Here is a 23,782-nt window from a genome sequence, read left to right as displayed (position 1 = left end):
TTATCGTTGATCAAGGCAACCTCACGACGAAACTCTTCATTACCTCATAGTTTCTATCGATCATGAGTCGCGAGCCACGCAGCCTCTGCCCACCACTCAAGTTCTCGTAACGAAGAGAAACCTCAATATCCTTGGCAATGCTCTCGTTGGGTCGGTATCTGTCATAGGTAGGCAGTAATCTACCGAGTAGTTTGGCGACGATGTCGACCTTGTAACGCTCGAAGCCACTGACAACCAAACCACCTACTGTTTTCTCAACTGCCTTGCCTCGGCCGTCTTCTGCAACCAGCACACTTGGTTTGGCAACTGAACTCATAAAAATATGAGCATGTACCCTATACCCAACATGCAGATCAACTTTCGAGTAATAGTTGATCAAGTTCTCGGCACTACCAGAGATATCTACATAGGGTATATTTTTTTCCTGCAACCACTGCGCAAATTGACGATGGCGCTCGTTGTGTTCCTGACCATCTTTATGCACATTCAAAAACACCTCGGAATTCAAACCATGATGAAAAACCACCTCAAACTCCGCATCTTTGAAGTAATCCTTAAGCTGCAAAATCTGCGCCTTCATCTCCCTATCCATGGATGGGCTCTCAATAAAAGACACACCGAGAGAAAAAGCCACTTTGTGTAATGTCTCTGGCAGCTGAACTGGTTTACCGATGTAGTCCAGATCGTAATAGGCCGGGCAGCCCGTCATTAGTACGTTGTCGATGCCCTTGAAAGCCAGTGCATTGAGGGTGTGAAAATCACGCACACTCATCGGCAATCCGGAGCTTTCAACTTTTCTCAGTAGCTGCATCGCGCTGGCAGACAACGGATAGTCATAGGTGTCCTCCCAGTTGCCGCTGATCGATTTCCAGCCGATCCCCATGGTAGTGACCGGCACCTTGATGTCATCAAGGTTGGCGGTAAGCGCGTAGATTCCTGGATACATATGGGCCTGCAAGGCAGGCCCACCCAACAGAATCAAAGCCTTTGAGTTGTTGACTAGGTCCAGGGAGGCCTGATCGAACGGTTTCCAGGCGTCAAGATCAACAATATTGCGGTCAGGCCTCAGGGCGGCAAACAGCTTTTTTGCACGGTACTTGATGAGGAAGTCACCGGCGTTATTCTTACTGCCCGTCAGGATGACGTAATAGTCCTTCACTCAAACATTCCCCACTGCAGCACAGCATCCTCTGCGATGGCCTGCTTAGCAGTTTTGCCCAGCAGTTCGTCAATCGAGCGAGGGCTAATACCATGAGCCGGGCGTTTGAACGTCAGGTCTGCCATTTCAATCACTTTGCCGGGGGCAATATCCCGGGTCGCCACCAGACTTCTGCGAGCGTTGCGCCGTGCAGGTTCCTCTTCAGCCAAGGCCTCGATTTTGAAGCTACCCAGTACGGAAAAGGTGCGTTCGAGGTTCTTGCGGAAAACTTTCAGGTCTTCCTTGTCCATGGCGTGATAGTGGTCGTTGCCCGGCAAGGTCTTGTCATGGGAGAAGTGCTTCTCGATGATCACGCTGCCCAGCAGGGTGGCCATTTCGCAGACTTTCATATCGTTCGGCAGGGTATGGTCCGAATAGCCGATGAGCTTGTCCGGAAAAGCGCGGTTGAGCCCCAGGAGCATGCCGAGGTTGGCGTTCTCGTCCGCCGTCGGGTAGTTAAGTACGCAATGCAGCAGAGCCAGCGGATTACCGAACGGCTCGATCCAACCGACAGCTTCCTGGATTTCCCAAAGATGGCTGGCACCGGTAGACAGGATGATCGGTTTGTTGAAGCCGCACATGAACTGGATAAACGGCTTATTGGTGATATCCGAGGAGGAAATCTTGTAAACGCTCATAAGGTCATTGAGGAAGGTCGCCGACTCGATATCGAAAGGCGTGCTCATGAACTCTATGCCGACCGTGTCACAGTACTCTTTAAGCGCGACCATTTCGGCTTTCCAGAACTTGTCATGTTTGGAAAACAGTTCGTGCTGCGACAGAGTCGGTTCTTTGCTGGTATCCCAATAGGCCGGTGAGTGGCGCGAAGCCAGGGTGTCGGCTTTGTAGGTCTGGAACTTGATGGCATCCGCCCCGCCTTCTTTGGCCTCGTCAACCAGGCGCTTGGCAATGTCCATGGAGCCTTCGTGGTTAACTCCAGCCTCAGCGATCACATATGGGCGGTAGAGTTTGGCCTCATGGGGGTTGATCGAATTAAACAGCTCGAGAATGCTCATGCCTGCTCCACAATGTCGTTGATCAGTTTCAGGGTGCGCTTGCGCCCGCTGGCCAGGTCGGCCTTGGCCATCAGGCCGCTCATGTACTGGCGCGCGGCGTGATTTTCGACCAGCCCCGCGAATGCGTTAAGAACTTCCTCTGTCGACAAGGCCGTCCCCAACCCAAGATTGAGAAAGCCGTATTCAGCTGAAGCGAAAAAGTGGGTCAATTCTCGCTCGTTCTGTGCCAGCACGATAGCCGGAACCTGAAGTGAGGCAACCTCGTAGGTGGTTCGACCAGCCGAGGTGAACACGATATCAGCGCTGTTCATATGCTCGGCAATAGTCATGCTGTTGCGATAGATCTTGACCTGAGGATAAGGCTCAAGCGTTTCGTAGCGGCAGTAGCCAAACCCGGCAACCACTGCAATTTCGATGCTGTTAGCCGCGCAGTAAGCATGAATAGCTTCGATGACCTTGCAGGTGTAGTTGTTGGGATCAACACCGCCGAATGTCAGCAATACCCGGCTGACATGCTCAGATACAGGTCTGCTAGGTGTCAGCACGAACTCATCACGCAGGATGAAGTACTCGTGCCCGAAGTAGTGCCTGGGCAACACCTGCTTTTCAGGGTAGATGGCATTGACTACTAAATCAGCCAACCGGGCACCGGGCCCCAAATCTTCGAAGTTGATGACTTTATAGCCCTCATCACAGAGGGATTTGACATATCCAAGCGAGCTGTCCAGGCGGTCATTGATAACGACATGTGGATTGATTCTACGAATGTCATCAAGGATATCGTCCTCACCTTGTAGGTGAACGCAGTAGTTCTTCGAGGCAATCTTGTCGAAAGCCAGTTGACTCTTGTTATCGACCAGAAACTCGATCTGGTGATTGAGGATGTCATTGGCAATCAACAGAGTATTGTAGACGTGTCCCAAGCCGATTTCCGCGTAGCCTGAAACGACAAAGAGTATTTTCTTACGCTTCAGATAAAACTCACAAAGGCTCCAGTCTTCGTAGGTGTCGATATCAATATCTTCACCACCGCGCAGTAAGTGCAACTCGACATTTTCACCGATGCGGTTATTCTCTGCGATGATCCGTGCACGGGTAATCAGAAAGCCGCCGGTTTCCTTGAAGATCGGATCCAGATACTGGCGATTTACCCTCTTTTCGTAGTTGGGGACAAAACGTTCGCCATCCTTTGTCCAGGTGAGATGAGTGTCATCCTTGGCTGAGATTATCGTATCGATTTCTTCTTCGCTGATCATCATGTCCAGCGCTGCATCCAGAGAGGTGCTTTTCAGAAGCGGCGAAGTGGGTTGCAGAGTCACGATCAGGTCGTAGGACTTGCCCTCCTTGGCCAGCACCTGCTGATAGCCGTCAAAGATGACTGGATCAAGCGTGGTTTGGTCTTGGGCTTTGTTGGGGTCACGCTCGATAATCCGAGCCCCGAGCTTCTCCGATATAGTGGCGATCTCGGTATCGTCGGTAGAAACGTAGACGTCCGGAACATATGTGCAGTTGAGCGCAGTTTGGATGCTATATTGGATTAGCGGCTTGCCGGCCAGCGTACGCAGGTTCTTCCGGGGAATACCTTTGGAGCCACCACGTGCGGGAATAATGATCAGGATGTTTTTTTTCATTGCAAACCTTGTTCGGGCTATCAGCACACTTGAAATGGACGCGAGATTAGCGACCAATCGAGTAGTAACGAATACCTTTTCTGCCCAAGCGCTCAGGATCGAACAAGTTTCGCCCATCAAAAATGACTGGCTTGTTCAGCGCCTGCTTGATGAACTCGAAGTCCGGCGCCTTGAATGCCTGCCATTCTGTCACAATGATCAAGGCATCGGCACCTTGCAGGGCCGCTTCCTTTGTACCGCAAAGGCCAAGATCCGGCCGATTGCCATAGATGCGCTGAGTTTCGTTCATCGCCTCAGGATCATAGGCTTGCACCCGTGCGCCTGCCTCCCAAAGCGCCTCCATCAGCACCCGACTGGAGGCCTCGCGCATGTCGTCGGTATTGGGTTTGAAACTCAGCCCCCACAGGGCAAAGGTCTTGTCTTGCAGGTTCCCCTTGAAATGCGCGTTCAGCTTCTTAAACAACACTGTCTTCTGCTCGGCATTACGCAGCTCTACAGCCTTGAGCAAGGTCGGCTCAAAATCGATACTTTCGGCCGTATGAATGAGTGCCTGAACATCCTTAGGAAAACAGGAACCACCGTAACCCGCACCGGCATAGATGAAATGGTAACCAATGCGCGGGTCAGAACCGATACCTTGACGCACCATCTCGATATCAGCACCGAGCTTCTCGGCAAGGTTGGCCATCTCGTTCATAAAACTGATTTTGGTCGCCAGCATGCAGTTGGCAGCGTACTTGGTCAGTTCGGCACTGCGCACGTCCATGATGATGATCTTTTCATGATTACGGTTGAAGGGTGCGTATAGCTCACGCATCACGTCTTCAGTATCAGTACTACTAGTGCCGATAATAATGCGGTCAGGGCGCATGCAGTCAGCAACGGCCGAACCTTCCTTGAGAAACTCGGGATTTGAAACCACGTCAAAGCTCAAATCTTCACGACCACGTTGCGCGAGCACTTCAACCATGCGGGTGCGAACTTTATCAGCGGTACCAACCGGAACAGTGGACTTGTCGATGATGATCTGGTGGCTTTCCATATTCAATGCAATGGTTTCAGCTACCGCTAAGACATATTTCAGATCTGCCGAACCATCTTCGTCCGGTGGCGTACCGACAGCGATGAACTGGACTTCGCCGTGTTTAACGCCAGCGGCAGCATCGGTCGTGAAATTGAGCCGACCTGTGGTATGGTTTTCCCTAACCAACGTTTCAAGCCCAGGTTCGTATATCGGAATATGCCCTTGCTTGAGGCGTTCGATCTTATTGGTGTCCACATCCAAACAGACCACATCATGGCCAACCTCAGCGAGCACGGCTCCCTGTACCAGCCCAACGTAACCAACACCAAACACAGTAACTTTCATAGGTATTCCTAACTAGATCAGTGCCTGATCAGCGACTACTGCGGCATTGCCACGAGCTTCAATATTCAACCGCAACAACAGCTTGGCATTCGACAAACGCAGACCCATACGCCAGTCCGCCACCTCCTGAGTTATCAGAAGGTATCCATCAAAGCAGGGGAACTACAGGTATCTGGTCTCGGCCTTGTTAGGCATAGCGATACAGTACGAACTCCATCACGGCTTTGGCGTCGTTGTCGCGGGACGTATACTTCATTCATAAATAAGAGAATTCGCTCTAATGACATCTTCAACCAACTTGCATCTTACGCTTTTTGAACATGCCGCGAATCAATGCGGCGAACACACCAACCATACCGCCAAGAATTATCCCAAGTATTAAAATCATTTTCTTGTTGGGCTTAACCGGGGTTTCCGGTACTTCCGCTCTGCTGTCCAATGTGAAAACTGAAACATCGTCTGGGTTGACATCGATTTGTTTGAGGAAATCGAGTTGATTTTCGAGGTCCCGCAGGTCGCTAATGAAAGGGTCATCATTTCCCCTTTTTTCCAGCACTGCCAGCTCCGCCCGGATGGCTTTGGCACCACGCATGTACATCAGGTTGCCGTCGATAAATTGGGTAAGATCACCGTCCGCAGGTATTTTGCCTGCAACCACCTGCGGGTCATCGAAACCTATGGCTTCTGCCACGACCAAGGCCTCGCGCAAACGCACGATACGGTCCTCTCGTCTTTTTTGCGCCGTGAGGCGCAACGCATTGATTTGTCTTTCAAGCACCTGTGCCCTGACCGCAATTTCGGTGAGCACGTTTTCCTGCATATCCCGCTCGGTTTTTTTCGCAGCCATATCGATGTAAAGATTGACCCACTCAGCGGCTAGCACCGGTGATTCATGCGCGACCGTCACTTCATAAAAATCTGGCTTATTTTTTATGTCTGGCGGTTTGATTGTTAGCGTCTTATTGAACCCTTCCCACAGCTTATCCTGCGCGCCACTATGCTCATCGGCAGGTACTGCAGGCAAATAGATCTCGCGAAAAAATGTGCGTTTCAATGCACCTGAAAGTAGGTTGGTCTTGAACACGGCATAGACATCAGACACTGTGAACTGATCGAGCGCTGCCTCGCTACGTCCCAGGTTGTAGCCGCCGATATCGCTCAAACGCGGGGGCAGGACACCCGACTTGGTTTCATATTCAGGGGTAGAGAGAAAGGCGAAAGCTGCAGCTGCCAGCGTTGCCACCACAGTAAAAGCAATAATCAGCAGCTTTTGCTGCCAGAGGCTCTGGAATAGCTCAATCAGGTCAATTTCATCGGAATCAAGCGCACGACCCCGCTGCTGGTAACCCACTACATTGTCTCTTTCCATATACTCCATTATCTCCGTGGATTAATGATCCGGCGGCATTGTAGCAAGATTGACCAAACGATTGGCAAGCAAAATACCCCTATCTCAGAAAATCGGAGTTAGCAGGTTTAGCCGATTACAGATTTGTCATGCTCTTTTACACTGCCGCCCTATTCCGCTGCCCTAATAGGATTATCTTAGGGACTATCTAGGTGCTTGCTTTCCTAGGCTCTTGCTTTCCCGCCCCACCTTGCCCATGATTTCCGGTTTTCCCTCTGGACATCTGTTGAATGCAAAACATCTCGATCCGTGGCGCACGCACCCACAACCTCAAGGCCGTTGATCTCGATCTGCCCCGCGACAAGCTGATCGTGGTGACCGGCCTGTCCGGCTCCGGCAAATCCTCCCTGGCCTTTGACACTCTCTATGCGGAGGGCCAGCGTCGTTATGTGGAATCCCTGTCGGCGTATGCACGACAGTTCCTCTCGATGATGGAAAAGCCGGATGTGGAGCACATTGAGGGGCTTTCCCCCGCCATCTCCATCGAACAGAAGTCCACTTCACACAATCCCCGCTCCACCGTGGGCACCATCACCGAAATCCACGATTACCTGCGCCTGCTCTTTGCGCGGGTTGGAGAACCCCGCTGTCCCGAACACGGCGAACCGCTGGCGGCGCAGACTATCAGTCAGATGGTGGATCAGGTGCTCGCCCTGCCCGACGAGAGCCGCCTGATGCTGTTGGCACCGATTATTCGCGGTCGCAAGGGGGAGCATATTCATGTGTTTCAAACCCTCAGGGCCCAGGGGTTTATCCGGGTACGGGTGGACGGCCTGGTGGTGGATCTCGATGATGTGCCGGTTCTGGAAAAGAATAAGAAACACGATATCGAGGTGGTGGTTGACCGCTTCAAGGTCAAACCCGATCTGCAGCTGCGGCTGGCGGAATCATTTGAAACGGCACTGAATCTCTCGGAAGGCCTGGCCATCATCACCGGGATGGAGGGTGAGCAGCTCAAGGAGCAGGTATTTTCCTCCCGCTTTGCCTGCCCCGTCTGCAATTACAGCATCGACGAGCTGGAACCGCGGATGTTTTCCTTCAACAATCCAGCTGGGGCCTGCCCCGGTTGCGACGGCCTTGGCGTCAAGCAATTCTTCGATATCGACCGGGTGGTGCAACACCCGGAGGTGTCCATTGCCGAGGGCGCGATTCGCAGCTGGGACCGCAAGAACCTGTTTTATTTCAACATGCTGACCTCGCTGGCCGACCATTACGGTTTCGATATCAACACGCCCTTTGAGCAGCTCAGCCCACAACAGCAGCAAGTGGTGCTGTTTGGCAGCGGAGAGGAGGTTGTCACATTCAACTACGTGAATGATAAAGGCACCGTCTTCAAGCGCGCCCATCATTTTGAGGGCATTGTCCCCAACATGGAGCGCCGCTACCGGGAAACCGAGTCGCAGATGGTGCGGGAAGACCTGGCAAAATACCTGAGCACTCAAGGCTGCCCCGAATGCAAGGGTGCCCGTTTGCGCAAGTCGGCAAGACATGTGTTTATCGACGAGAAGACCTTACCGGAAGTGGGCAACATACCGGTGGGCGAACTGACGGACTACTACGAACAGCTCAGCCTGTCCGGTAGCCGTGGTCAGATCGCCGAAAAAATCCTCAAGGAAATCCGTGACCGCCTGCGCTTTCTGGTGGATGTCGGCCTGAATTATCTGAATCTGAACCGCAGCGCCGAGACGCTATCCGGCGGGGAAGCACAGCGGATTCGCCTGGCCAGCCAGATCGGTGCCGGTCTGGTGGGCGTCATGTACATTCTCGATGAACCGTCCATCGGTCTGCACCAGCGGGATAACGAGCGGCTGTTGGCCACACTTACCCGTCTGCGGGATCTGGGCAACACGGTGATCGTGGTCGAACACGACGAAGAGGCAATTCGGGCGGCCGACTATATTGTCGATATCGGTCCCGGCGCCGGGGTGCACGGCGGCGAGATTGTCGCCCGCGGCACCTACGAGGACATTATCAATGCACCGAACTCCCTGACCGGAGACTACCTGTCCGGACGCAAGATGATTGCGGTTCCGGCCAACCGCACCAAAGCCGGCAGGCAGCAGTTACGACTGCTGGGAGCGAGCGGCAACAACCTGCAACAGGTCGATCTGTCCCTGCCATTGGGCCTGTTTACCTGCATTACCGGGGTGTCCGGTTCTGGCAAATCAACCCTGATCAACGGCACCCTCCACCCCCTCGCCGCCACGGTGCTCAATAAAGCCACCACACTCAAGGCCGCCCCCCATCGGGACGTGGAGGGACTGGACCTGCTGGACAAATGCGTGGATATCGACCAGAGCCCCATTGGCCGCACCCCTCGCTCCAACCCCGCCACCTACACCGGCATTTTCACCCCCATCCGGGAACTGTTTGCCGGCACCCAGGAAGCCCGCTCACGGGGCTACAAACCGGGCCGTTTCAGTTTCAATGTCAAGGGTGGTCGCTGCGAGGCCTGCCAGGGCGACGGCGTCACCAAAGTGGAAATGCATTTCCTGCCGGATATTTATGTGCCCTGCGATGTCTGCAAAGGGCAGCGCTACAACCGCGAGACACTGGAAATTCGCTACAAGGGCAAAAATATCCACGAAGTGCTGGATATGACCGTGGAGGATGCCTGGGATTTCTTCGAGGCACTGCCCGCCATTGCCCGCAAACTGCAAACCCTGATCGACGTGGGTCTGTCCTACATCCGGCTGGGACAGGCCGCCACCACCCTGTCCGGCGGCGAAGCCCAGCGGGTGAAGTTATCGCGCGAACTGTCCAAGCGGGACACCGGCAATACCCTGTATATTCTGGATGAACCCACCACCGGCCTGCATTTTCACGATATCCAGCAATTGCTGGCCGTACTGCACCGACTGCGGGACCACGGCAACACCGTGGTGGTGATCGAGCACAACCTCGATGTGATCAAGACTGCCGACTGGGTGGTGGATCTCGGGCCGGAAGGTGGCTCGGGGGGCGGTCAGATTATCGCCACCGGCACACCGGAACAGGTGGCCACCGCCGAGCACTCCCACACCGGGCAATTCCTGCGCAAACTGTTGGACAGTTAGGCTTTTTGTCATCGGGCAAGCCCGCGCAGGCACCGGTAGCAGCCAGTTTTTTCTGTTCAGGTATTGTTATTTCAGCGAACATCGCTAAGATACTGTATAAATATACAGCCTGGAAGAATAACCATGTTTTCATCAAGACTTGTCTACCAACTCCGCTCCCGGATTCGACTGGCAAAATATGCCAGTCACTATCAAAAAAACCGCAAGCTGTTTGGCTGTGATGCGCATCCGGTCACCCTGGGGCCAGAGCAGCTGAGTCGCTTCTTTGCCTTTGTCGCCAACAATGAACGACAGCAGTGCCGCTAAGAGGATGACTCACTGTTGTCCCGGTTGGCCGGCAGAGGTTGCTCCTCTGCTTCGGGAACGCTGGCCGCCAGTGGCACCGAGGACGAACGCAGGTGCAGATCCCGCTGCGGGAAGGGTATCTCGATATTATTCTCAACCAGCGCCCGGTGAATCGCCAGCAGGTATTCGGACCTGACAAACCCGGCTCGCTTGATCATTTCCCCTCTCACCCAGACCGACAGGGAAAAATCCAGACTGCTGTCGCCAAACCCCTTCATAATTACAAGTGTTTGACGGTTATTGCCTTCATAGGTCAGCGGCACAGCCTTTCCCGCCGCCAGCACCACCGCCAGCACCTTGTCAGTATCCGAGCCGTAGGCCACACCGAAGGGAATGCTAAAACGGCGCTCGTCGTCGTCCAGGGTCCAGTTATTCACCCGCCCGTTGATAAATTCCGAGTTCGGCACCAGGATATCGGCATTGTCCAGGGTGCGGATCAGGGTGCTGCGGATATTGATCTGCCTGACTTCGCCGAACAGATCAGCTTCCAGTTCCACAAAGTCGCCGACCCGCAGGGATTTTTCGAACAGGATGATGATCCCGGAAATAAAGTTGTTGGCAATGTTCTGCAGGCCAAAACCAATCCCCACGCCCAGAGCACCGGCCACCAGCAACATCTTGTCAAGACTGAAACCGAGGCTGGACAGCCCCACCAGAAAACCCACCAGCAGGATGATGTAGCTGAGCAACTGGGTGAAGGTATACAACTGGCTGGGGGAAATGCGACTGCGGGCACCCACCAGACGGGTGAGAACCCGGCTGATACGACGTGCCATCACCAGGGTCACGGTCATAATCAGGACAAACTGAACCACATCGGCCAGTGTGAGCACGTAGTCGCCGATTTCCAGCAGTCTGAATTGCAACCATTCGTTTAATACTTTCATCACAGCCCCTATAGCCAGTGTTTGCGCTTGAACACTACCAGTAAAATGATGGCAATCAGGGCCATTGTCCCGAGCAATACAAAATAACCGTTTTCAGCGCCGAGCTCCGGCATGTTCTCAAAATTCATACCGTAAATACCCGCCAAAAACGTCAGTGGCACAAAAATCGCAGTGAGCACCGTGAGAATCTGTACTGTGCTGTTGAGATTGTGGGAGGTCAGGGAAATGTAGCCGTCCACCAGATCGCTGGCCACTTCGTAATACATGGTAGACAGCGAGAACAAGCGTTCGTATTTCTCGTAGACATCCAGCAACTGATGGCGGTACTCCCGGGACTCGGCATCGAACAGTGGAGTATCCACCTCGCGCAACGCCTCAAAGACACCCGCCAGATACCTGAACACCCGGCGAAGTTTGCGCAACCGGGTGCGATGGGTGGTCAGCTCGCGCATGGTCTGGTCGTCGGGATGCTCCTGCAGACCATCCTCGAGCTCCGACAGGGTCGGTTCAAACGCCAGCAGTAGGTCGAGATAGCGCTGTGCCACGGTTTTGGAAATGGCCAGCGCCAGATGGATACCACCCGCCGCCATGGTTCTGGACAACTGGTCTGCCCCCCACCAGTGATTGATGCTGACCGACAGACCATCCCGCCGGGTCACCAGGAACCGCTCCCCGGCAAACATCGCTATCTGTATCCTGCCAAAATCGAGGGTCTGACTTTCCGCATCGAGCCCCTGCAGGACTATAAACAGATGGTCGTCAAACACCTCCAGTTTGGGCGGGTGACGCTGCCTTCTCGCATCCGACATCGCCAGGGGATGGATGCCAAACTGGCCAAACAGGGCGTCTTCTTCGCTTTCGGCTTCACCGTACAGGTCCAACCATAAAAAACTTTTATCAGACTGGCGCCACCGATCAATCAGTTCGACACCACCCTGTTGCAGCTGGCCACTGTCATCCAGCAATGTGGTACGCAACATATCCCGCTCCCGCTTGATTTTTTCGAGTATATGACAGGTATTCTTTAACCTGAAAATTTTTGGTCAATGATACCTGCCAGGTGGCGCGACTGTTAACATAGCCATTCACTCTGGGAATCACCTATGGAAGTCTATCTGGTCGGCGGTGCCGTCCGCGACAAACTACTCGACTACCCGGTTCATGAACGGGACTGGGTCGTGGTCGGTGGCACACCGGAAATACTGACGGCCCAGGGCTACCGCCCGGTGGGCAAGGATTTCCCGGTATTTCTGCACCCGCAGAGCAACGAGGAATACGCTCTCGCCCGCACCGAGCGAAAATCCGGCAGGGGCTATCAGGGATTTCAGTTCTGCACCGATCCCAACATTACTCTGGAAGAAGACCTCAGCCGCCGGGATCTCACTATCAATGCCATGGCAATGGATGGCAATGACAACCTGATTGACCCCTACGGCGGCCAGCGGGATTTGCAGCAACGGTTATTGCGGCATGTCTCGCCAGCCTTTGCGGAGGATCCGCTGCGCGTACTGCGGGTAGCGCGTTTTGCCGCGCGCTATGCACACCTCGGTTTTACCGTTGCACCGGAAACCCTGACATTGATGACGAACATCACCCGCAGTGGCGAATTGCAGTATCTCTCCGCCGAGCGGGTCTGGATGGAAACAGAACGCGCACTGGCCGAGCGATCTTCGCGAACCTACATTGACGTGCTCCGCCAGTGCGGTGCGCTCAAGGCGCTGTTTCCTGAAGTTGACGCCCTGTTCGGTGTACCGCAACGGGCGGATTACCACCCCGAAATTGATACGGGGCTGCATGTTCTGATGGCCCTGGATCAGGCCGCCATATTGAGTAACGACCCGGCTGTCCACTTCGCCGTACTGGTGCATGATCTCGGCAAAGCCATTACCCCGGCAGAGGTCCTGCCCCGCCACATTGGTCACGAGGCCAGCGGCGTCAAACTGGTCAATCAGTTGTGTGACCGACTGCGGGTGCCCAACCGGTTTCGCGAACTGGCAGTGGCCGTGACGCGGCATCACCTCAACTGCCACAGGGCACCTCACCTGAAAGCTGCCACCACCCTGCGACTGCTGCAGGAAATTGGTGCTTTGCGCGATCCGGTCAAGCTGAGCAACTTCGTTCAATGCTGCGAAGCCGATGCCAGGGGCCGCCTGGGATTTGAACAACAGCCCTACACCACCGGCGAGTGGTTGCGCCGTGCCTGTGATGCGGTTCGGGAGGTCAGTGCCGGGGAATTTCTGCAGCAGGGATTGAGCGGCAAACAGCTCGGTCAGGCTATTGAGCAGCGTCGACTGGCTATTCTCAACAACCTGCGGGAGCCCTGTCACGGATGAACCGGGTTGTCCTGGTAACCGGTGCAGCACGGCGCATTGGCGCTGAAATCGCCTGCACCTTTCACCGTGCAGGGTTTGACGTGGCGCTTCATTGCCACCGCTCAACCGGGGAGGCCCAGGCCCTGGCCGACAGGTTAAATACCCAGCGCAGGAACTCGGTTGCGGTTTTTTCGGCGGCCCTGGGTGACGCCAAGGCCGTTCACAAACTGGCAGCCGAGGTGATGGCCTGGCGGGGTCGGGTCGATGTGCTGGTGAATAATGCCTCCAGTTTTTTCCCGACACCGTTTGAAGAGGCGACGGAGCAACAGTGGCACCAGTTGATGGACAGCAATCTGAAGGGGGGATTTTTCCTGTGCCAAAGCCTCGCCGAATCACTTCGTAAACAGCGCGGCAGCATTATCAATATTGCCGATATTTATGCCCGCAGCCCGCTGGCGGGTTACAGCATCTACTGTATTGCCAAGGCCGGCAACGCCATGATGACCAAAGCGCTGGCCCGTGAACTGGCACCCCGGGTGCGCGTCAACGGGATTGCCCCCGGCGTCATTCTCTGGCCACACCACGATGAACAGATGAGCGAGACAGTCAAGCAGCAGGTCAACCAGAGCGTGCCCTTGCAACGGATCGGCCATCCCCGCGATATTGCAGGCATGGCCCTCTTTCTGGCTACTGACGCCAGCTATATCACCGGACAGGTCATTGCGGTAGACGGTGGCAGCCACCTCAACATCTAACCCTTGATACAGATCAAACCAGCATCAGCTCATCCTCCCCCTCCGACTTGAAACCCCAGCTACAGCACCCCATGTAATAAGCAGGCACTCAAAAACCGTCATTTGGACTATGCTTTTTGAGCAACGCTTAACAGGCTGTTCAACCAGAAAAAACGGCTCATTAATGGAGGTTTTATCATGTCACTAATACCAAGACCGAGAGGGAGTTTGTTCGACATGGATCGTTTTTTTGACGACTTCTGGGCACCAGCCCGCAGCAGTGAAGTGGATACCCCCGGCTCATTCTTTTCGCCCCGGGTAGATATCATGGACAAGAACGATCACTACGAAATCACGGCAGAAATGCCAGGTATCAAAAAAGAGGATATCAAGATCACCCTGGAAAACGGTGTGCTGCGTCTGGAGGCAGAAACCACTCAGGAACAGAAGGAAGAAAAAGAGGGCAAGGTCATTCGTCAGGAGCGCCGCTATGGCAGATATGTGCGAAGCTTTGATTTGGGCGGCGATGTCCACGAGGAAGATATCAAGGCCTCCTTCAAGGACGGGGTACTGAAACTGACTGCACCAAAAGTTGCCAAGGCAGAACCGGAGCAAAAGCGTATCAAGATCAAATAGAACATACTGTCTTACTTTCAACCCTGTGGCCGAACCTTCAATTAATGAAAAATCAAGGTTCGGTCACTTTTTATGACAAGGCCATCCATGACCCATGAACTTGAAGCCATCAAACAGCAACTACACACCCGTCAGACGGAGCTCGTAGACCGCTTATCCAACCTCAAAACCGATATTTCCCAGGCTCACTCCAGGGATTGGGAAGAACAGGCTCAGGAACGCGAGAACGACGAAGTGGTTGAAGCCCTCGGCAATGAAGCGCGGCGGGAACTTTCCCTGGTCAATCGGGCGCTTGAACGCATCGAATCCGGCAACTATAACCTTTGCAGCCAGTGCGGTGGGGAAATCTCCGTAGAACGACTCAGGGCAGTTCCCTACACCAATCTCTGCATCACCTGTGCGGCCTGAACCGGCAAATGGTCGGCGTTAATCAGGAGGCTCCGGCACCGCTGTTCATCAACCGCGACAGCTCACTACCCCGCCAGCAAAAGGATACCGGCCAGAGTGACTGGCCGCGCCGGTCATACCGGTCAGAATAGTTGCGCCAAAGTGTTTCATAACAGGTACCCAGCAACGGATGCCGCGCATCGGGGGCTAATTCTGCCAATGGCCAGAGGACAAAGGCGTTCTCCAGGATTTCACCGCGTGGCAGTGTGACCCCGTCCACCCTGCCGGTGAGGTCTGCATAGGTCAGAATATCGATATCCAGCGTTCGGCTGCTGAAACGCGCACAATCCGGTTGGCGCCCATGGCGATACTCCAGCGCCTTCAGATACCCGGACAGCTCACCGACAGACAGTTCCGTGCTGAGTCCCACCACCAGATTGAAAAAATTATCGCCGACAAAGCCCACGGACTCACTCTCGTAGACAGATGAGATCTTCAGCTCACCAAACTGCTCCGCCAGGGCATCCAGCGCAGCGCGAATGTAGTGATCCCGGTCGATGTTGCTGCCAAGACTGAGATAAACCTGTGCCAGCATCAGCGGCGTGCACCCCGCTCAATCAAAACGCCCACGTCGTCTGCCTCGGCAATGGCGCCGGGTTTGCCGATACGCAAACGCAGCCAGGGCACCGAAAACTCCATCAGCACGATCGTCGCCACCTGCTCCGCCATGGTTTCCAGCAGCAGAAATTCACTGCCGCCGACAAACGCGGTCAACCGGTCTGCCACAGCCTTGTAATCGAGGGTGTACTGAATATCGTCGGTGTCGGCCGCCCTGCTGATATCCGCGCCCATCTCCAGATCAAGACTGACGATCTGGCGCACCTGCCGCTCCCAGTCATAAACGCCGATAACGGTGGCAATGCGCAGATTCCGGATATAGACAATGTCCATCGATATCACTCCACAGCCAGTGCGGGCAGGGTATCCATTGGCCAGCGCGGCAGCGTGCGAATGCCCAGATCCTCCTGCTGCCCCGCCATCAGCCGGCAACACCCGGCGTAAGCAATCATGGCACCGTTATCGGTGCAAAATTCGTGGCGGGCATAGAAAACCCGGCCATTGACCCTGGCAAGGCTGGCGCCCAGTTTTTCGCGCAAACGGCTATTGGCCGAGACACCCCCGGCAATCACCAATGTAGTCAAACCAGTCTGCTCCAGCGCCCTGCGACATTTGATCGCCAGTGTATCCACCACCGCCTCCTGAAAAGCACAGGCGATATCGGCCATGGTCTGCCGATCCGGCAACACATCCTCGCCTCTATGTTCGGCAATAGTGTTCAGGGTATAGGTTTTCAGTCCGGAGAAACTGAAATCCAGCCCGGGGCGATCCGTCATGGGGCGGGGAAAGCGAAACCGTGTCACATCACCCTGCAGGGCAAGCCTGGCGATTTCAGGCCCGCCCGGGTAATCCAGATCGAGCATCTTGGCCGCCTTGTCAAAGGCCTCGCCCGCCGCATCATCCACGGACTCACCGAGGATCCGGTACTGACCAATAGCCTGCACTTCAATCAACTGAGTATGGCCGCCGGACACCAGCAGCGCCACAAAAGGGAAATCAGGGGGGCTTTTTTCCAGCATCGGGGCCAGCAAATGGCCCTCCATGTGATGCACACCAATAGCTGGCACCTGCCAGGCATACGCCAGCGCACGACCCAGACTGGCGCCCACCATCAGGGCGCCTATCAGTCCGGGGCCAGCCGTGTAGGCTACGCCGTCGATGTCTTTGGCCGACAGGTCAACCTCGGCCATCACCTGCCGGATCAACGGCAACAGCTTTCGCACATGGTCGCGGGAGGCCAGTTCGGGAACGACACCGCCGTACTCTGCGTGAACGGCCACCTGACTGTACAGAACGTGGGCCAGCAGGCCGCAATCACTGTCGTACACAGCTACGCCGGTCTCATCGCAGGATGTTTCTATTCCCAGTACTCGCACCGCCGCTTATCCCCTGTTCGGAAACGCGCAATCATACGCCAAAAAAGTCGCCAATTCATGCAGTTAGCCCAACCGACCAGCGGCCAGATAAAGTTTTGCAACCATTGCTGGAAGTGTATAGAATACGCGCCCTTGAACGTTGCACCTTTGATCGGGTACAACACGACCAATGAACAGAACAGGATAGAGGTTACATGCCCTTCGTTCGAATTAAAGAAAACGAACCCTTTGATGTGGCTCTGCGCCGCTTCAAACGCTCATGTGAAAAAGCTGGCGTGCTGGCAGAAGTGCGCCGCCGTGAATTTTTTGAAAAACCCACCTGGGAGCGCAAGCGCAAGGCGGCTGCCGCGGTAAAACGCCACGCCAAGAAGCAGTCTCGCGAAACGAAGAAATTCCAGCGCCTGTACTGATCTGATCCCGATCAGTCAGAACAGATAGCTATCCATCAAGCGCCGCAATGTCGGCGCTTTTTGCGTTTGAGGAACAGATCATGAGCCATACCCTGAAAAAGCAGATTAGCGAGGCAATGAAAGAGGCGATGCGCGCCAAGGCCAAGGAAAAGCTGGGCGCGATCCGATTGATTTTGTCGGAACTGAAACGCATTGAAGTGGACGAACGCATCGAGCTGGACGACGCCAGAGTCCTGGCGGTACTCGACAAAATGGTGAAACAGCGCCGCGATTCCATCGCCCAGTTTGAAAGCGCCGACCGCCCTGAACTGGCCGAAAAGGAACAGGCAGAAATTGAGGTCATTCAGGCGTTTCTTCCCGCCCCGCTCAGCGACGCAGAGCTGGCCGGCATGGTCACTGCCGCAATTGCAGAAAGCGGTGCCGAGTCCATGCGCGATATGGGAAAAGTCATGGCAGTACTCAAACCCCAGATCCAGGGCAGAGCGGATGTCGGCGCTGTGAGCGGCCTGGTAAAGGCAAAATTAGGCTAGGGTCTGCTAACACTCACTGAATAGCCGCTGTTGTTTATCCAACAATGTCCAATTCAGGCGCGGTGAGCGTGGTTTGGTGGCTCCAAATGAGCGAGGCGCAACGCCAAGTGGACATTGTTGGGTAACAACCCGTAGGGCTGGGGCCAATTTTGGCCCCATCTGCGTTATGCCCAAAGCACTCACTGCGTTCATGGGGCAGGCTCTCAGTCGCTCAAATAGACCACTATTCTCCCTCCCTCTGCCTTGTTGAGGACAAAACTGACCTCCAGCAGCAATTATTTAATTAGTGTTAACAGGCCCTAGATAGGGATCGATATTGCCGCTAAGCTGTATAGCTCATTCTGGTCAGCCAACTGATAAAAAAAGCATGCATTCCGGGCAGGCCAGTGTTTATTAACTGACCACTGATATTTTTCTATGGCCGGCAAGATTCCACAAACCTTTATCGACGACCTGCTGGATCGCGTCGATATTGTAGATGTCGTCGGCGGTCGGGTTGACCTGCGAAAATCCGGTAAAAACCACTCAGCCCGCTGTCCGTTTCACGACGAAAAAACCCCTTCTTTTACGGTAAGCCAGGATAAACAGTTCTATTACTGTTTTGGTTGCGGCGCCGGTGGCAATGCCATCGGCTTTGTCATGGATTTTGACAGAATTTCATTTCCGGAAGCCGTTGAAACCCTCGCCAAACAGGCTGGTCTGGACGTTCCCCGCGAAGCCGGGCCCAGCGACGCGGCAACTGAACGACGTAAGGCGCTCTATCATACCCTTGAACAGGCTGATCGTTTTTTCCGCAGTTCCCTGCGGCATCATCACTTCGCTTTTGAAGCCGTTTATTACCTGAAGTCCCGCGGCGTTTCTGGAGAGACCGCCCGCAAGTTCGGCATCGGTTTTGCGCCGCCCGGCTGGGACAATATGCTCAACCGCATGGGTCACACTGATCACGATATCAAACTGCTCAAAGAGAGCGGCATGGTCATCGACCAGGTGGAGGAGCACAAGGTTTACGACCGCTTCCGCCACCGCATCATGTTTCCTATCCGGGATATTCGCGGTCGTACCATCGGCTTTGGCGGTCGCGTCCTGACAGAAGAAAAGCCCAAGTACCTGAACACACCCGAAACGCCCTTGTTTCACAAAGGCCGGGAGCTCTACGGCCTCTACGAGGCGAACAAGGAGCTGCGCGAAATCCCCTTCATGCTCGTGGTAGAAGGATATATGGACGTGGTCATGCTTTTTGAGCACGGCATCTTCAATGTGGTTGCCACACTCGGCACTTCTGCATCCACCGAGCACCTGGAAAAATTGTTCCGCTATACACCCGAAGTGGTGTTCTGCTTTGACGGCGACGCGGCTGGCAGCAATGCCGCCAGTCGGGCACTGGACACCTGCCTGCCGTTGATGATTGACGGGCGCTCAGCGCGATTTATGTTCCTGCAGAGCGGCGAAGATCCCGATTCCACGGTGCGACAGATCGGTCCTGAAAAATTCCTCGAAACGGTACAGTCGGCCACCCCCATCTCCGAGTTCCTCATGGAGACCATGGCGCTCGGTCTTAATACCGATAGCCCCGACAATCGGGCGAGAATGTGGAAACAGGCCGCGCCGATGATCAAGCGCATGCCGCGCGGGGTCTTTCGCGAACTGATGCTGAGGGCAGTCGCCGACAAGATTGGTCTGGATATCGCCACACTGGGCGATTACATGGAGCCGGAGGAAACCCGGGGCCAACCGGTGTATCAGCCGCCACAACCGGATTGGGACTACCCCGTTTACCCCGAGGAAGAGCCTGTATCCGGGAGTGGCCGCGACCAACCGGTTCAGGCCGGCCAGCAGAATCGGATCAAAATGCCGCCCGTGCACACGCTGATCGCCCTGCTGGCCAACCATCCAGAGTTGGCAAAATTGGTCACGGATCTGGACGCACTGCGCAAACTCGATATCGAGGGATTGGATATTTTAGTGCCACTGGTCGAGCTCATCCTTGAAAACCCGGGATACAGCCTCAATCATATACTGGGTTACTGGCGGGGAATGCATGACCCCGCGCAGGCGGATCGACTGGCCAAAATTGCCGCCACCGATCTGCTCAGGCCCGTGGCAAACAGCCTCAGGGACAATGAAAAAGAGTTTCAGGAGATTCAGGATCAGCTGCTTCGCCAGTCAATTCTGAAACTTGAACCACTACAGGTGATTCAGTTCCTGGCGACCAGGGAGACCGTCGATGACCACGACCTCAAGCAGCTTACCAATGCCTGGTCGAAACTGCCATCGGACCAACGGACAGACGAGGTAAAAGCGCTTTTTAATCAAGTCCTTGCAAAATCGAAGCCAAGATAACCAACAGCTGGCTAATTGCGGCCATACCGAAAATCAGGTAAGACAGCGCCGGATTATTACCGTATAATCCGGCGTCCTATTTTGCCCCAACGTGACAGCAGATCGTATATGAGTGGTAACGCACAACATCAATCCCGGATCAAGGAACTAATTGCCCGCGGACGCGAACAGGGTTATTTGACCTATGCCGAAGTCAATGACCATTTACCTGAGGATATTTCCGATCCCGATCAGGTAGAAGATATCATTCAGATGATCAACGACATGGGGATCAGCGTTTATGAAACCGCCCCCGATGCCGAACAGCTCCTGATCGCCTCCGGCGACTCCACCACCGATGAAATCGCCGCCGCCGAAGCCGCGGCAGCACTGGCGGCTGTCGAGACCGAACAACACCGCACCACCGACCCGGTTCGCATGTACATGCGTGAAATGGGCTCGGTTGAACTACTCACCCGCGAAGGCGAAATAGAAATCGCCAAGCGTATCGAGGAAGGCGTTCGGGAGCTCATGGCAGCCCTCGCCGAATGGCCTGCCGCCGTGGATCATCTCCTCGCTGAATACGACCTGATTGAAACCGAGGAACGCAAACTCAGCGATGTGTTAATCGGTTATCTGAACCCGATGGATCACGTTCCCTCCGCCCTCGCCCAGGCCGAAGCGGCCAAAAACAAGGAAGAGGAAGAGGACGACGAAGACGAGGCGGAAGACACCGGTCTCGACCCCATCGAAGCCAAGGAGCGTTTTGACACCCTGCGGCAGTTGAACAGTAAAGCCAAAAAGGCAATCAGTCGTTATGGTGTGGCCCATAAAAGCACCCAGCAACACTTGGCTGCACTGGGCGAACACTTTAAGTTCCTGAAACTGGCACCCCGTCAATTCGAACCCATGGCAGAGGCGGTTCGCGAAGCCCTGAGCCTTATCCGTGCGGAAGAGCGCACTGTTATGGCGCTCTGTATTCGCCAGGCAAAAATGCCGCGCACCGACTTTATCAGTCTGTTTCCCGGCCACGAAACCGATGAAAGCTGGGCCACCGGGCTGGCCAAAGGCAAGGAAACCTATGCCACTGCAATCGCCGTGGTAGAACCGGACATTCAGCGCTCTCAGCGCCGACTGATGCAGCTCGAAGAAAAAACCGGCCTGACCATCAGCCAGATCAAGGACATCAACCGCCGTATGTCAATCGGCGAGGCCAAGGCCCGTCGCGCCAAAAAAGAAATGGTGGAAGCCAACCTGCGTCTGGTGATTTCAATTGCCAAGAAGTACACCAACCGCGGTCTGCAGTTCCTCGACCTGATTCAGGAAGGCAACATCGGTCTGATGAAGGCAGTGGACAAGTTTGAATACCGCCGCGGCTACAAATTCTCGACCTATGCCACCTGGTGGATTCGGCAGGCCATCACCCGCTCCATCGCCGACCAGGCGCGCACCATCCGTATTCCGGTGCACATGATTGAAACCATCAACAAACTCAATCGTATCTCCCGGCAGATGCTGCAGGAAATGGGCCGTGAACCCACGCCCGAGGAACTCGGCGAAAGAATGGAAATGCCCGAGGACAAAATCCGCAAGGTGCTGAAAATCGCCAAGGAACCGATCTCCATGGAGACCCCCATTGGTGACGACGAAGACTCCCATCTGGGCGACTTTATCGAGGACACCAACATCATGTCCCCGGTGGATTCCGCCACCACGGAAAGTCTCACCGAATCGACCCGCGACGTCCTCAACAACCTGACAGCCCGGGAAGCCAAAGTATTGCGGATGCGGTTTGGTATCGACATGAATACCGACCACACCCTCGAAGAAGTGGGCAAACAATTTGATGTAACCCGTGAGCGGATCCGCCAGATCGAAGCCAAAGCGCTGCGAAAACTGCGGCACCCCACTCGCTCCGATCATTTGCGCAGCTTCCTGGACGAATAACCTCTTGAAATAACCTGCCGGGGCAGCGAACCCCGCCCCGGCAACGCAAGATAACAAGACGAATACTATTACCCTGGACAGCAATGACACAGACACTGCTATCCTTGCCTCTCAAAGGGCCTTTAGCTCAGTTGGTTAGAGCAGTCGACTCATAATCGATTGGTCGCTGGTTCAAGTCCAGCAAGGCCCACCATTTCCAACACCCAGAATTGCATACCGGCAGGCAGGCTTCTGACATAAGCCTTACCGCCACCCCTCAACAAATACCTCCTGACTCAGGGCATTCTCTCCAGAGGTTGTCAAACCCAGCGCGCGGTTTATACTCAGCCCATGCTCACTATCTAACTGCCTTCATAGAAAAAAGATTTAAAAACAAGGGATTGCTCGTGTGTACGAAAAAATAACGCGATTCTGTTACTTTAGATAATAGAAAAAACTCGCTTTACTCTGAAAGGAATCAGACATTTCCCAACTTTCTTTTCCTGATCAGGTTGTTACAAAGGGGCGCCGAATATCAGATTCGGCAAAGCGCGCATGCGCGGTATACAAATGTTAAAAGTCCGGAAATATATGAGTACTCATAGGCTTACGGAAGAACAGAAAAGGAAGCTAAGACTCTTGGAGCCAAGCCTCAAGATCGCTGCGGCGCGTCGAGATTTGGAGGAATGTAAAAAGTTAACTGCTGAGATACAAAATATTCTCAGGCCTACTGGGCATGAGACTAGATTAATGCAGTCAAAGAATTGGCTGTTTGAAACGGCAATGGAAGTCGGGGAGACTGACTACGCAATAAGAGGATTTTCCGGCGTTCGTCAGAAAATATCTAAATCGACACGCCTTTACCTTGAAGCTACTGCGCTGCTAGCCATATGCTACCTAAGAAAACGAGATCTTGATAAGGCAAGGCCTTATATGGTTGAGGCCCTGCGCTGCGAAAAGAATATTAAGTCGGAGAGTGGCCGATCTGAGTTCAAAGTTAGCTTGGCGAAAAGGTTTGATGAAGAGGCTTTACTCGCATCAATAGCAACAGATAAATCCGAATTTATGGATTTAGATAAAATTCAAAGCGATGCAGCAAAACTGATTCAAACTAAGCATGAAGATGAGATATTGGAGCTGCTGGGAGCAAATGTTCCAGAAGGTGCTTTGGATTTTGTCGAGAGGGTTCATACAGAGTCCCAAAACCTACTAACTTATGATGAAAAACTTAGGTTGCCGTCGCCAGCCACCTTTCAGCAAAAGAAAAAACTTGGGAAAGGAATATTGGCGGCTTTTCAAACGGTTATATGGCAGTCGCTTTGTGACAAAGAAAGTGAAGTCTACAAAATGTGGTTCACTAATGGTCTACAAGCTGTTTTGGATAAAAAATATTTAACGGGTGCTATTGTTAGCTCGTTGGCTGGCCTAAAAATTGGTATCTATGCAATCGCCGTATATCTGACTTCATTACTAATAAAAATAGGTATTGAAACATTCTGTAAAGTCTATAAACCCAATAATTTGATGGCCTTGAGACGATGACTTTCAACAAGCGCCTGTTGTCACCCCTACGAGGCTGGGACATCCAAAAACGCTGCGTTTATTTTGCCTGCCCCAAAGGCGG

At 54.1% G+C, this 23,782-nt stretch carries 21 protein-coding genes and 1 tRNA gene; 12 read left to right on the top strand and 10 right to left on the bottom strand.

The window, feature by feature from the left end; genetic code table 11:
* Positions 1–10 precede the first annotated feature (10 nt).
* The 5 genes from QZ516_RS02650 to QZ516_RS02630 all read right to left on the bottom strand — a co-directional run bounded on the left by QZ516_RS02650 (position 11) and on the right by QZ516_RS02630 (position 6,583).
* Positions 11–1,159, bottom strand: coding sequence for a polysaccharide pyruvyl transferase family protein (locus tag QZ516_RS02650; RefSeq protein ID WP_297185826.1), 1,149 nt, complete (start codon positions 1,157–1,159; stop codon positions 11–13).
* Entirely contained in the window at positions 1,156–2,214 is a 1,059-nt protein-coding gene (locus tag QZ516_RS02645; protein WP_297185824.1) for an N-acetylneuraminate synthase family protein, read from the bottom strand. The genes QZ516_RS02650 and QZ516_RS02645 overlap by 4 nt, the downstream gene beginning before the upstream one ends.
* The gene (locus QZ516_RS02640; RefSeq protein WP_297185822.1) at positions 2,211–3,845 is read right to left on the bottom strand and encodes a hypothetical protein; all 1,635 of its coding nucleotides are present in this window, start codon (positions 3,843–3,845) and stop codon (positions 2,211–2,213) included. The genes QZ516_RS02645 and QZ516_RS02640 overlap by 4 nt, the downstream gene beginning before the upstream one ends.
* 46 nt (positions 3,846–3,891) lie before the next feature.
* Entirely contained in the window at positions 3,892–5,214 is a 1,323-nt protein-coding gene (locus tag QZ516_RS02635) for a UDP-glucose/GDP-mannose dehydrogenase family protein (protein WP_297185820.1), read from the bottom strand.
* A 289-nt stretch (positions 5,215–5,503) separates the two neighbouring features.
* Positions 5,504–6,583, bottom strand: a complete 1,080-nt coding sequence (locus QZ516_RS02630; RefSeq protein WP_297185818.1) for a Wzz/FepE/Etk N-terminal domain-containing protein — start codon at positions 6,581–6,583, stop codon at positions 5,504–5,506.
* 269 nt (positions 6,584–6,852) lie between these two features.
* On the opposite strand from QZ516_RS02630, the gene uvrA reads away from it, so the two are divergent.
* Both uvrA and QZ516_RS02620 read left to right on the top strand, forming a co-directional pair.
* The gene (gene uvrA, locus QZ516_RS02625) at positions 6,853–9,678 is read left to right on the top strand and encodes an excinuclease ABC subunit UvrA (RefSeq protein WP_297185816.1); all 2,826 of its coding nucleotides are present in this window, start codon (positions 6,853–6,855) and stop codon (positions 9,676–9,678) included.
* A 123-nt stretch (positions 9,679–9,801) separates the two neighbouring features.
* On the top strand, positions 9,802–9,984 hold the full coding sequence (locus QZ516_RS02620; protein ID WP_297185814.1) for a hypothetical protein: 183 nt from the start codon (positions 9,802–9,804) through the stop codon (positions 9,982–9,984).
* On the opposite strand, the gene QZ516_RS02615 is transcribed toward QZ516_RS02620, so the two are convergent.
* Positions 9,981–10,910, bottom strand: a complete 930-nt coding sequence (locus QZ516_RS02615; RefSeq protein ID WP_297185813.1) for a mechanosensitive ion channel domain-containing protein — start codon at positions 10,908–10,910, stop codon at positions 9,981–9,983. The two genes, QZ516_RS02620 and QZ516_RS02615, sit on opposite strands and share 4 nt — an antisense overlap.
* A gap of 8 nt (positions 10,911–10,918) precedes the next feature.
* On the bottom strand, positions 10,919–11,890 hold the full coding sequence (locus QZ516_RS02610) for a magnesium transporter CorA family protein (protein WP_297185811.1): 972 nt from the start codon (positions 11,888–11,890) through the stop codon (positions 10,919–10,921).
* A 123-nt stretch (positions 11,891–12,013) separates the two neighbouring features.
* On the opposite strand from QZ516_RS02610, the gene QZ516_RS02605 reads away from it, so the two are divergent.
* The 4 genes from QZ516_RS02605 to QZ516_RS02590 all read left to right on the top strand — a co-directional run bounded on the left by QZ516_RS02605 (position 12,014) and on the right by QZ516_RS02590 (position 15,000).
* The gene (locus QZ516_RS02605; RefSeq protein WP_297185808.1) at positions 12,014–13,243 is read left to right on the top strand and encodes a multifunctional CCA addition/repair protein; all 1,230 of its coding nucleotides are present in this window, start codon (positions 12,014–12,016) and stop codon (positions 13,241–13,243) included.
* Positions 13,240–13,977, top strand: coding sequence for a pteridine reductase (locus QZ516_RS02600; protein WP_297185805.1), 738 nt, complete (start codon positions 13,240–13,242; stop codon positions 13,975–13,977). Before QZ516_RS02605 ends, QZ516_RS02600 begins: the two co-directional genes overlap by 4 nt.
* A gap of 216 nt (positions 13,978–14,193) precedes the next feature.
* Complete coding sequence (locus tag QZ516_RS02595; RefSeq protein ID WP_297185802.1) at positions 14,194–14,592, top strand: Hsp20/alpha crystallin family protein; 399 nt, start codon at positions 14,194–14,196, stop codon at positions 14,590–14,592.
* A gap of 72 nt (positions 14,593–14,664) precedes the next feature.
* Positions 14,665–15,000: a TraR/DksA C4-type zinc finger protein gene (locus QZ516_RS02590; protein ID WP_297185799.1), complete on the top strand. Its 336-nt coding sequence runs from the start codon at positions 14,665–14,667 to the stop codon at positions 14,998–15,000.
* Between the two features lie 22 nt (positions 15,001–15,022).
* On the opposite strand, the gene folK is transcribed toward QZ516_RS02590, so the two are convergent.
* From folK to tsaD, 3 genes are read right to left on the bottom strand one after another with little or no spacing between them, the layout of a single operon-like run.
* Positions 15,023–15,574: a 2-amino-4-hydroxy-6-hydroxymethyldihydropteridine diphosphokinase gene (gene folK, locus QZ516_RS02585; RefSeq protein WP_365332692.1), complete on the bottom strand. Its 552-nt coding sequence runs from the start codon at positions 15,572–15,574 to the stop codon at positions 15,023–15,025.
* Positions 15,574–15,930, bottom strand: a complete 357-nt coding sequence (gene folB / locus QZ516_RS02580) for a dihydroneopterin aldolase (protein ID WP_297185796.1) — start codon at positions 15,928–15,930, stop codon at positions 15,574–15,576. Before folB ends, folK begins: the two co-directional genes overlap by 1 nt.
* 5 nt (positions 15,931–15,935) lie before the next feature.
* Positions 15,936–16,973, bottom strand: coding sequence for a tRNA (adenosine(37)-N6)-threonylcarbamoyltransferase complex transferase subunit TsaD (gene tsaD / locus QZ516_RS02575; protein ID WP_297185793.1), 1,038 nt, complete (start codon positions 16,971–16,973; stop codon positions 15,936–15,938).
* Between the two features lie 194 nt (positions 16,974–17,167).
* Between tsaD and rpsU the strand changes: the two genes are divergently transcribed.
* The 6 genes from rpsU (at position 17,168) to QZ516_RS02545 (ending at position 23,700) form a co-directional block, all read left to right on the top strand.
* Positions 17,168–17,383, top strand: coding sequence for a 30S ribosomal protein S21 (rpsU, locus tag QZ516_RS02570; RefSeq protein WP_036859726.1), 216 nt, complete (start codon positions 17,168–17,170; stop codon positions 17,381–17,383).
* Between the two features lie 80 nt (positions 17,384–17,463).
* Complete coding sequence (locus tag QZ516_RS02565; RefSeq protein ID WP_297185791.1) at positions 17,464–17,913, top strand: GatB/YqeY domain-containing protein; 450 nt, start codon at positions 17,464–17,466, stop codon at positions 17,911–17,913.
* Positions 17,914–18,330: 417 nt separating this feature from the next.
* Positions 18,331–20,253 (top strand): DNA primase, encoded by a 1,923-nt coding sequence (dnaG, locus tag QZ516_RS02560; protein WP_297185788.1) that lies wholly within the window; start codon positions 18,331–18,333, stop codon positions 20,251–20,253.
* A 108-nt stretch (positions 20,254–20,361) separates the two neighbouring features.
* The gene (gene rpoD / locus QZ516_RS02555; protein WP_297185785.1) at positions 20,362–22,179 is read left to right on the top strand and encodes an RNA polymerase sigma factor RpoD; all 1,818 of its coding nucleotides are present in this window, start codon (positions 20,362–20,364) and stop codon (positions 22,177–22,179) included.
* A gap of 116 nt (positions 22,180–22,295) precedes the next feature.
* Positions 22,296–22,372: transfer RNA gene (locus QZ516_RS02550), tRNA-Ile, on the top strand.
* A 425-nt stretch (positions 22,373–22,797) separates the two neighbouring features.
* The gene (locus QZ516_RS02545; protein ID WP_297185782.1) at positions 22,798–23,700 is read left to right on the top strand and encodes a hypothetical protein; all 903 of its coding nucleotides are present in this window, start codon (positions 22,798–22,800) and stop codon (positions 23,698–23,700) included.
* Positions 23,701–23,782: the final 82 nt, after the last annotated feature.

This window comes from uncultured Porticoccus sp., assembly GCF_913061305.1.
Classification (GTDB): Bacteria; Pseudomonadota; Gammaproteobacteria; order Pseudomonadales; family Porticoccaceae; genus Porticoccus.
This window is presented reverse-complemented; position numbering and strand designations above follow the sequence as displayed.

Bases quoted from the DNA above. Each gene is read 5' to 3' on its own strand.
- QZ516_RS02645 (WP_297185824.1), bottom strand. From the start codon at position 2,214: ATGAGCATTCTCGAGCTGTTTAATTCGATCAACCCCCATGAGGCCAAA.
- QZ516_RS02640 (WP_297185822.1), bottom strand. From the start codon at position 3,845: ATGAAAAAAAACATCCTGATCATTATTCCCGCACGTGGTGGCTCCAAA.
- QZ516_RS02635 (WP_297185820.1), bottom strand. From the start codon at position 5,214: ATGAAAGTTACTGTGTTTGGTGTTGGTTACGTTGGGCTGGTACAGGGA.
- QZ516_RS02630 (WP_297185818.1), bottom strand. From the start codon at position 6,583: ATGGAAAGAGACAATGTAGTGGGTTACCAGCAGCGGGGTCGTGCGCTT.
- uvrA (WP_297185816.1), top strand. From the start codon at position 6,853: ATGCAAAACATCTCGATCCGTGGCGCACGCACCCACAACCTCAAGGCC.
- QZ516_RS02620 (WP_297185814.1), top strand. From the start codon at position 9,802: ATGTTTTCATCAAGACTTGTCTACCAACTCCGCTCCCGGATTCGACTG.
- QZ516_RS02615 (WP_297185813.1), bottom strand. From the start codon at position 10,910: ATGAAAGTATTAAACGAATGGTTGCAATTCAGACTGCTGGAAATCGGC.
- QZ516_RS02610 (WP_297185811.1), bottom strand. From the start codon at position 11,890: ATGTTGCGTACCACATTGCTGGATGACAGTGGCCAGCTGCAACAGGGT.
- QZ516_RS02605 (WP_297185808.1), top strand. From the start codon at position 12,014: ATGGAAGTCTATCTGGTCGGCGGTGCCGTCCGCGACAAACTACTCGAC.
- QZ516_RS02600 (WP_297185805.1), top strand. From the start codon at position 13,240: ATGAACCGGGTTGTCCTGGTAACCGGTGCAGCACGGCGCATTGGCGCT.
- QZ516_RS02595 (WP_297185802.1), top strand. From the start codon at position 14,194: ATGGATCGTTTTTTTGACGACTTCTGGGCACCAGCCCGCAGCAGTGAA.
- QZ516_RS02590 (WP_297185799.1), top strand. From the start codon at position 14,665: ATGACAAGGCCATCCATGACCCATGAACTTGAAGCCATCAAACAGCAA.
- folK (WP_365332692.1), bottom strand. From the start codon at position 15,574: ATGCTGGCACAGGTTTATCTCAGTCTTGGCAGCAACATCGACCGGGAT.
- folB (WP_297185796.1), bottom strand. From the start codon at position 15,930: ATGGACATTGTCTATATCCGGAATCTGCGCATTGCCACCGTTATCGGC.
- rpsU (WP_036859726.1), top strand. From the start codon at position 17,168: ATGCCCTTCGTTCGAATTAAAGAAAACGAACCCTTTGATGTGGCTCTG.
- QZ516_RS02565 (WP_297185791.1), top strand. From the start codon at position 17,464: ATGAGCCATACCCTGAAAAAGCAGATTAGCGAGGCAATGAAAGAGGCG.
- dnaG (WP_297185788.1), top strand. From the start codon at position 18,331: ATGGCCGGCAAGATTCCACAAACCTTTATCGACGACCTGCTGGATCGC.
- rpoD (WP_297185785.1), top strand. From the start codon at position 20,362: ATGAGTGGTAACGCACAACATCAATCCCGGATCAAGGAACTAATTGCC.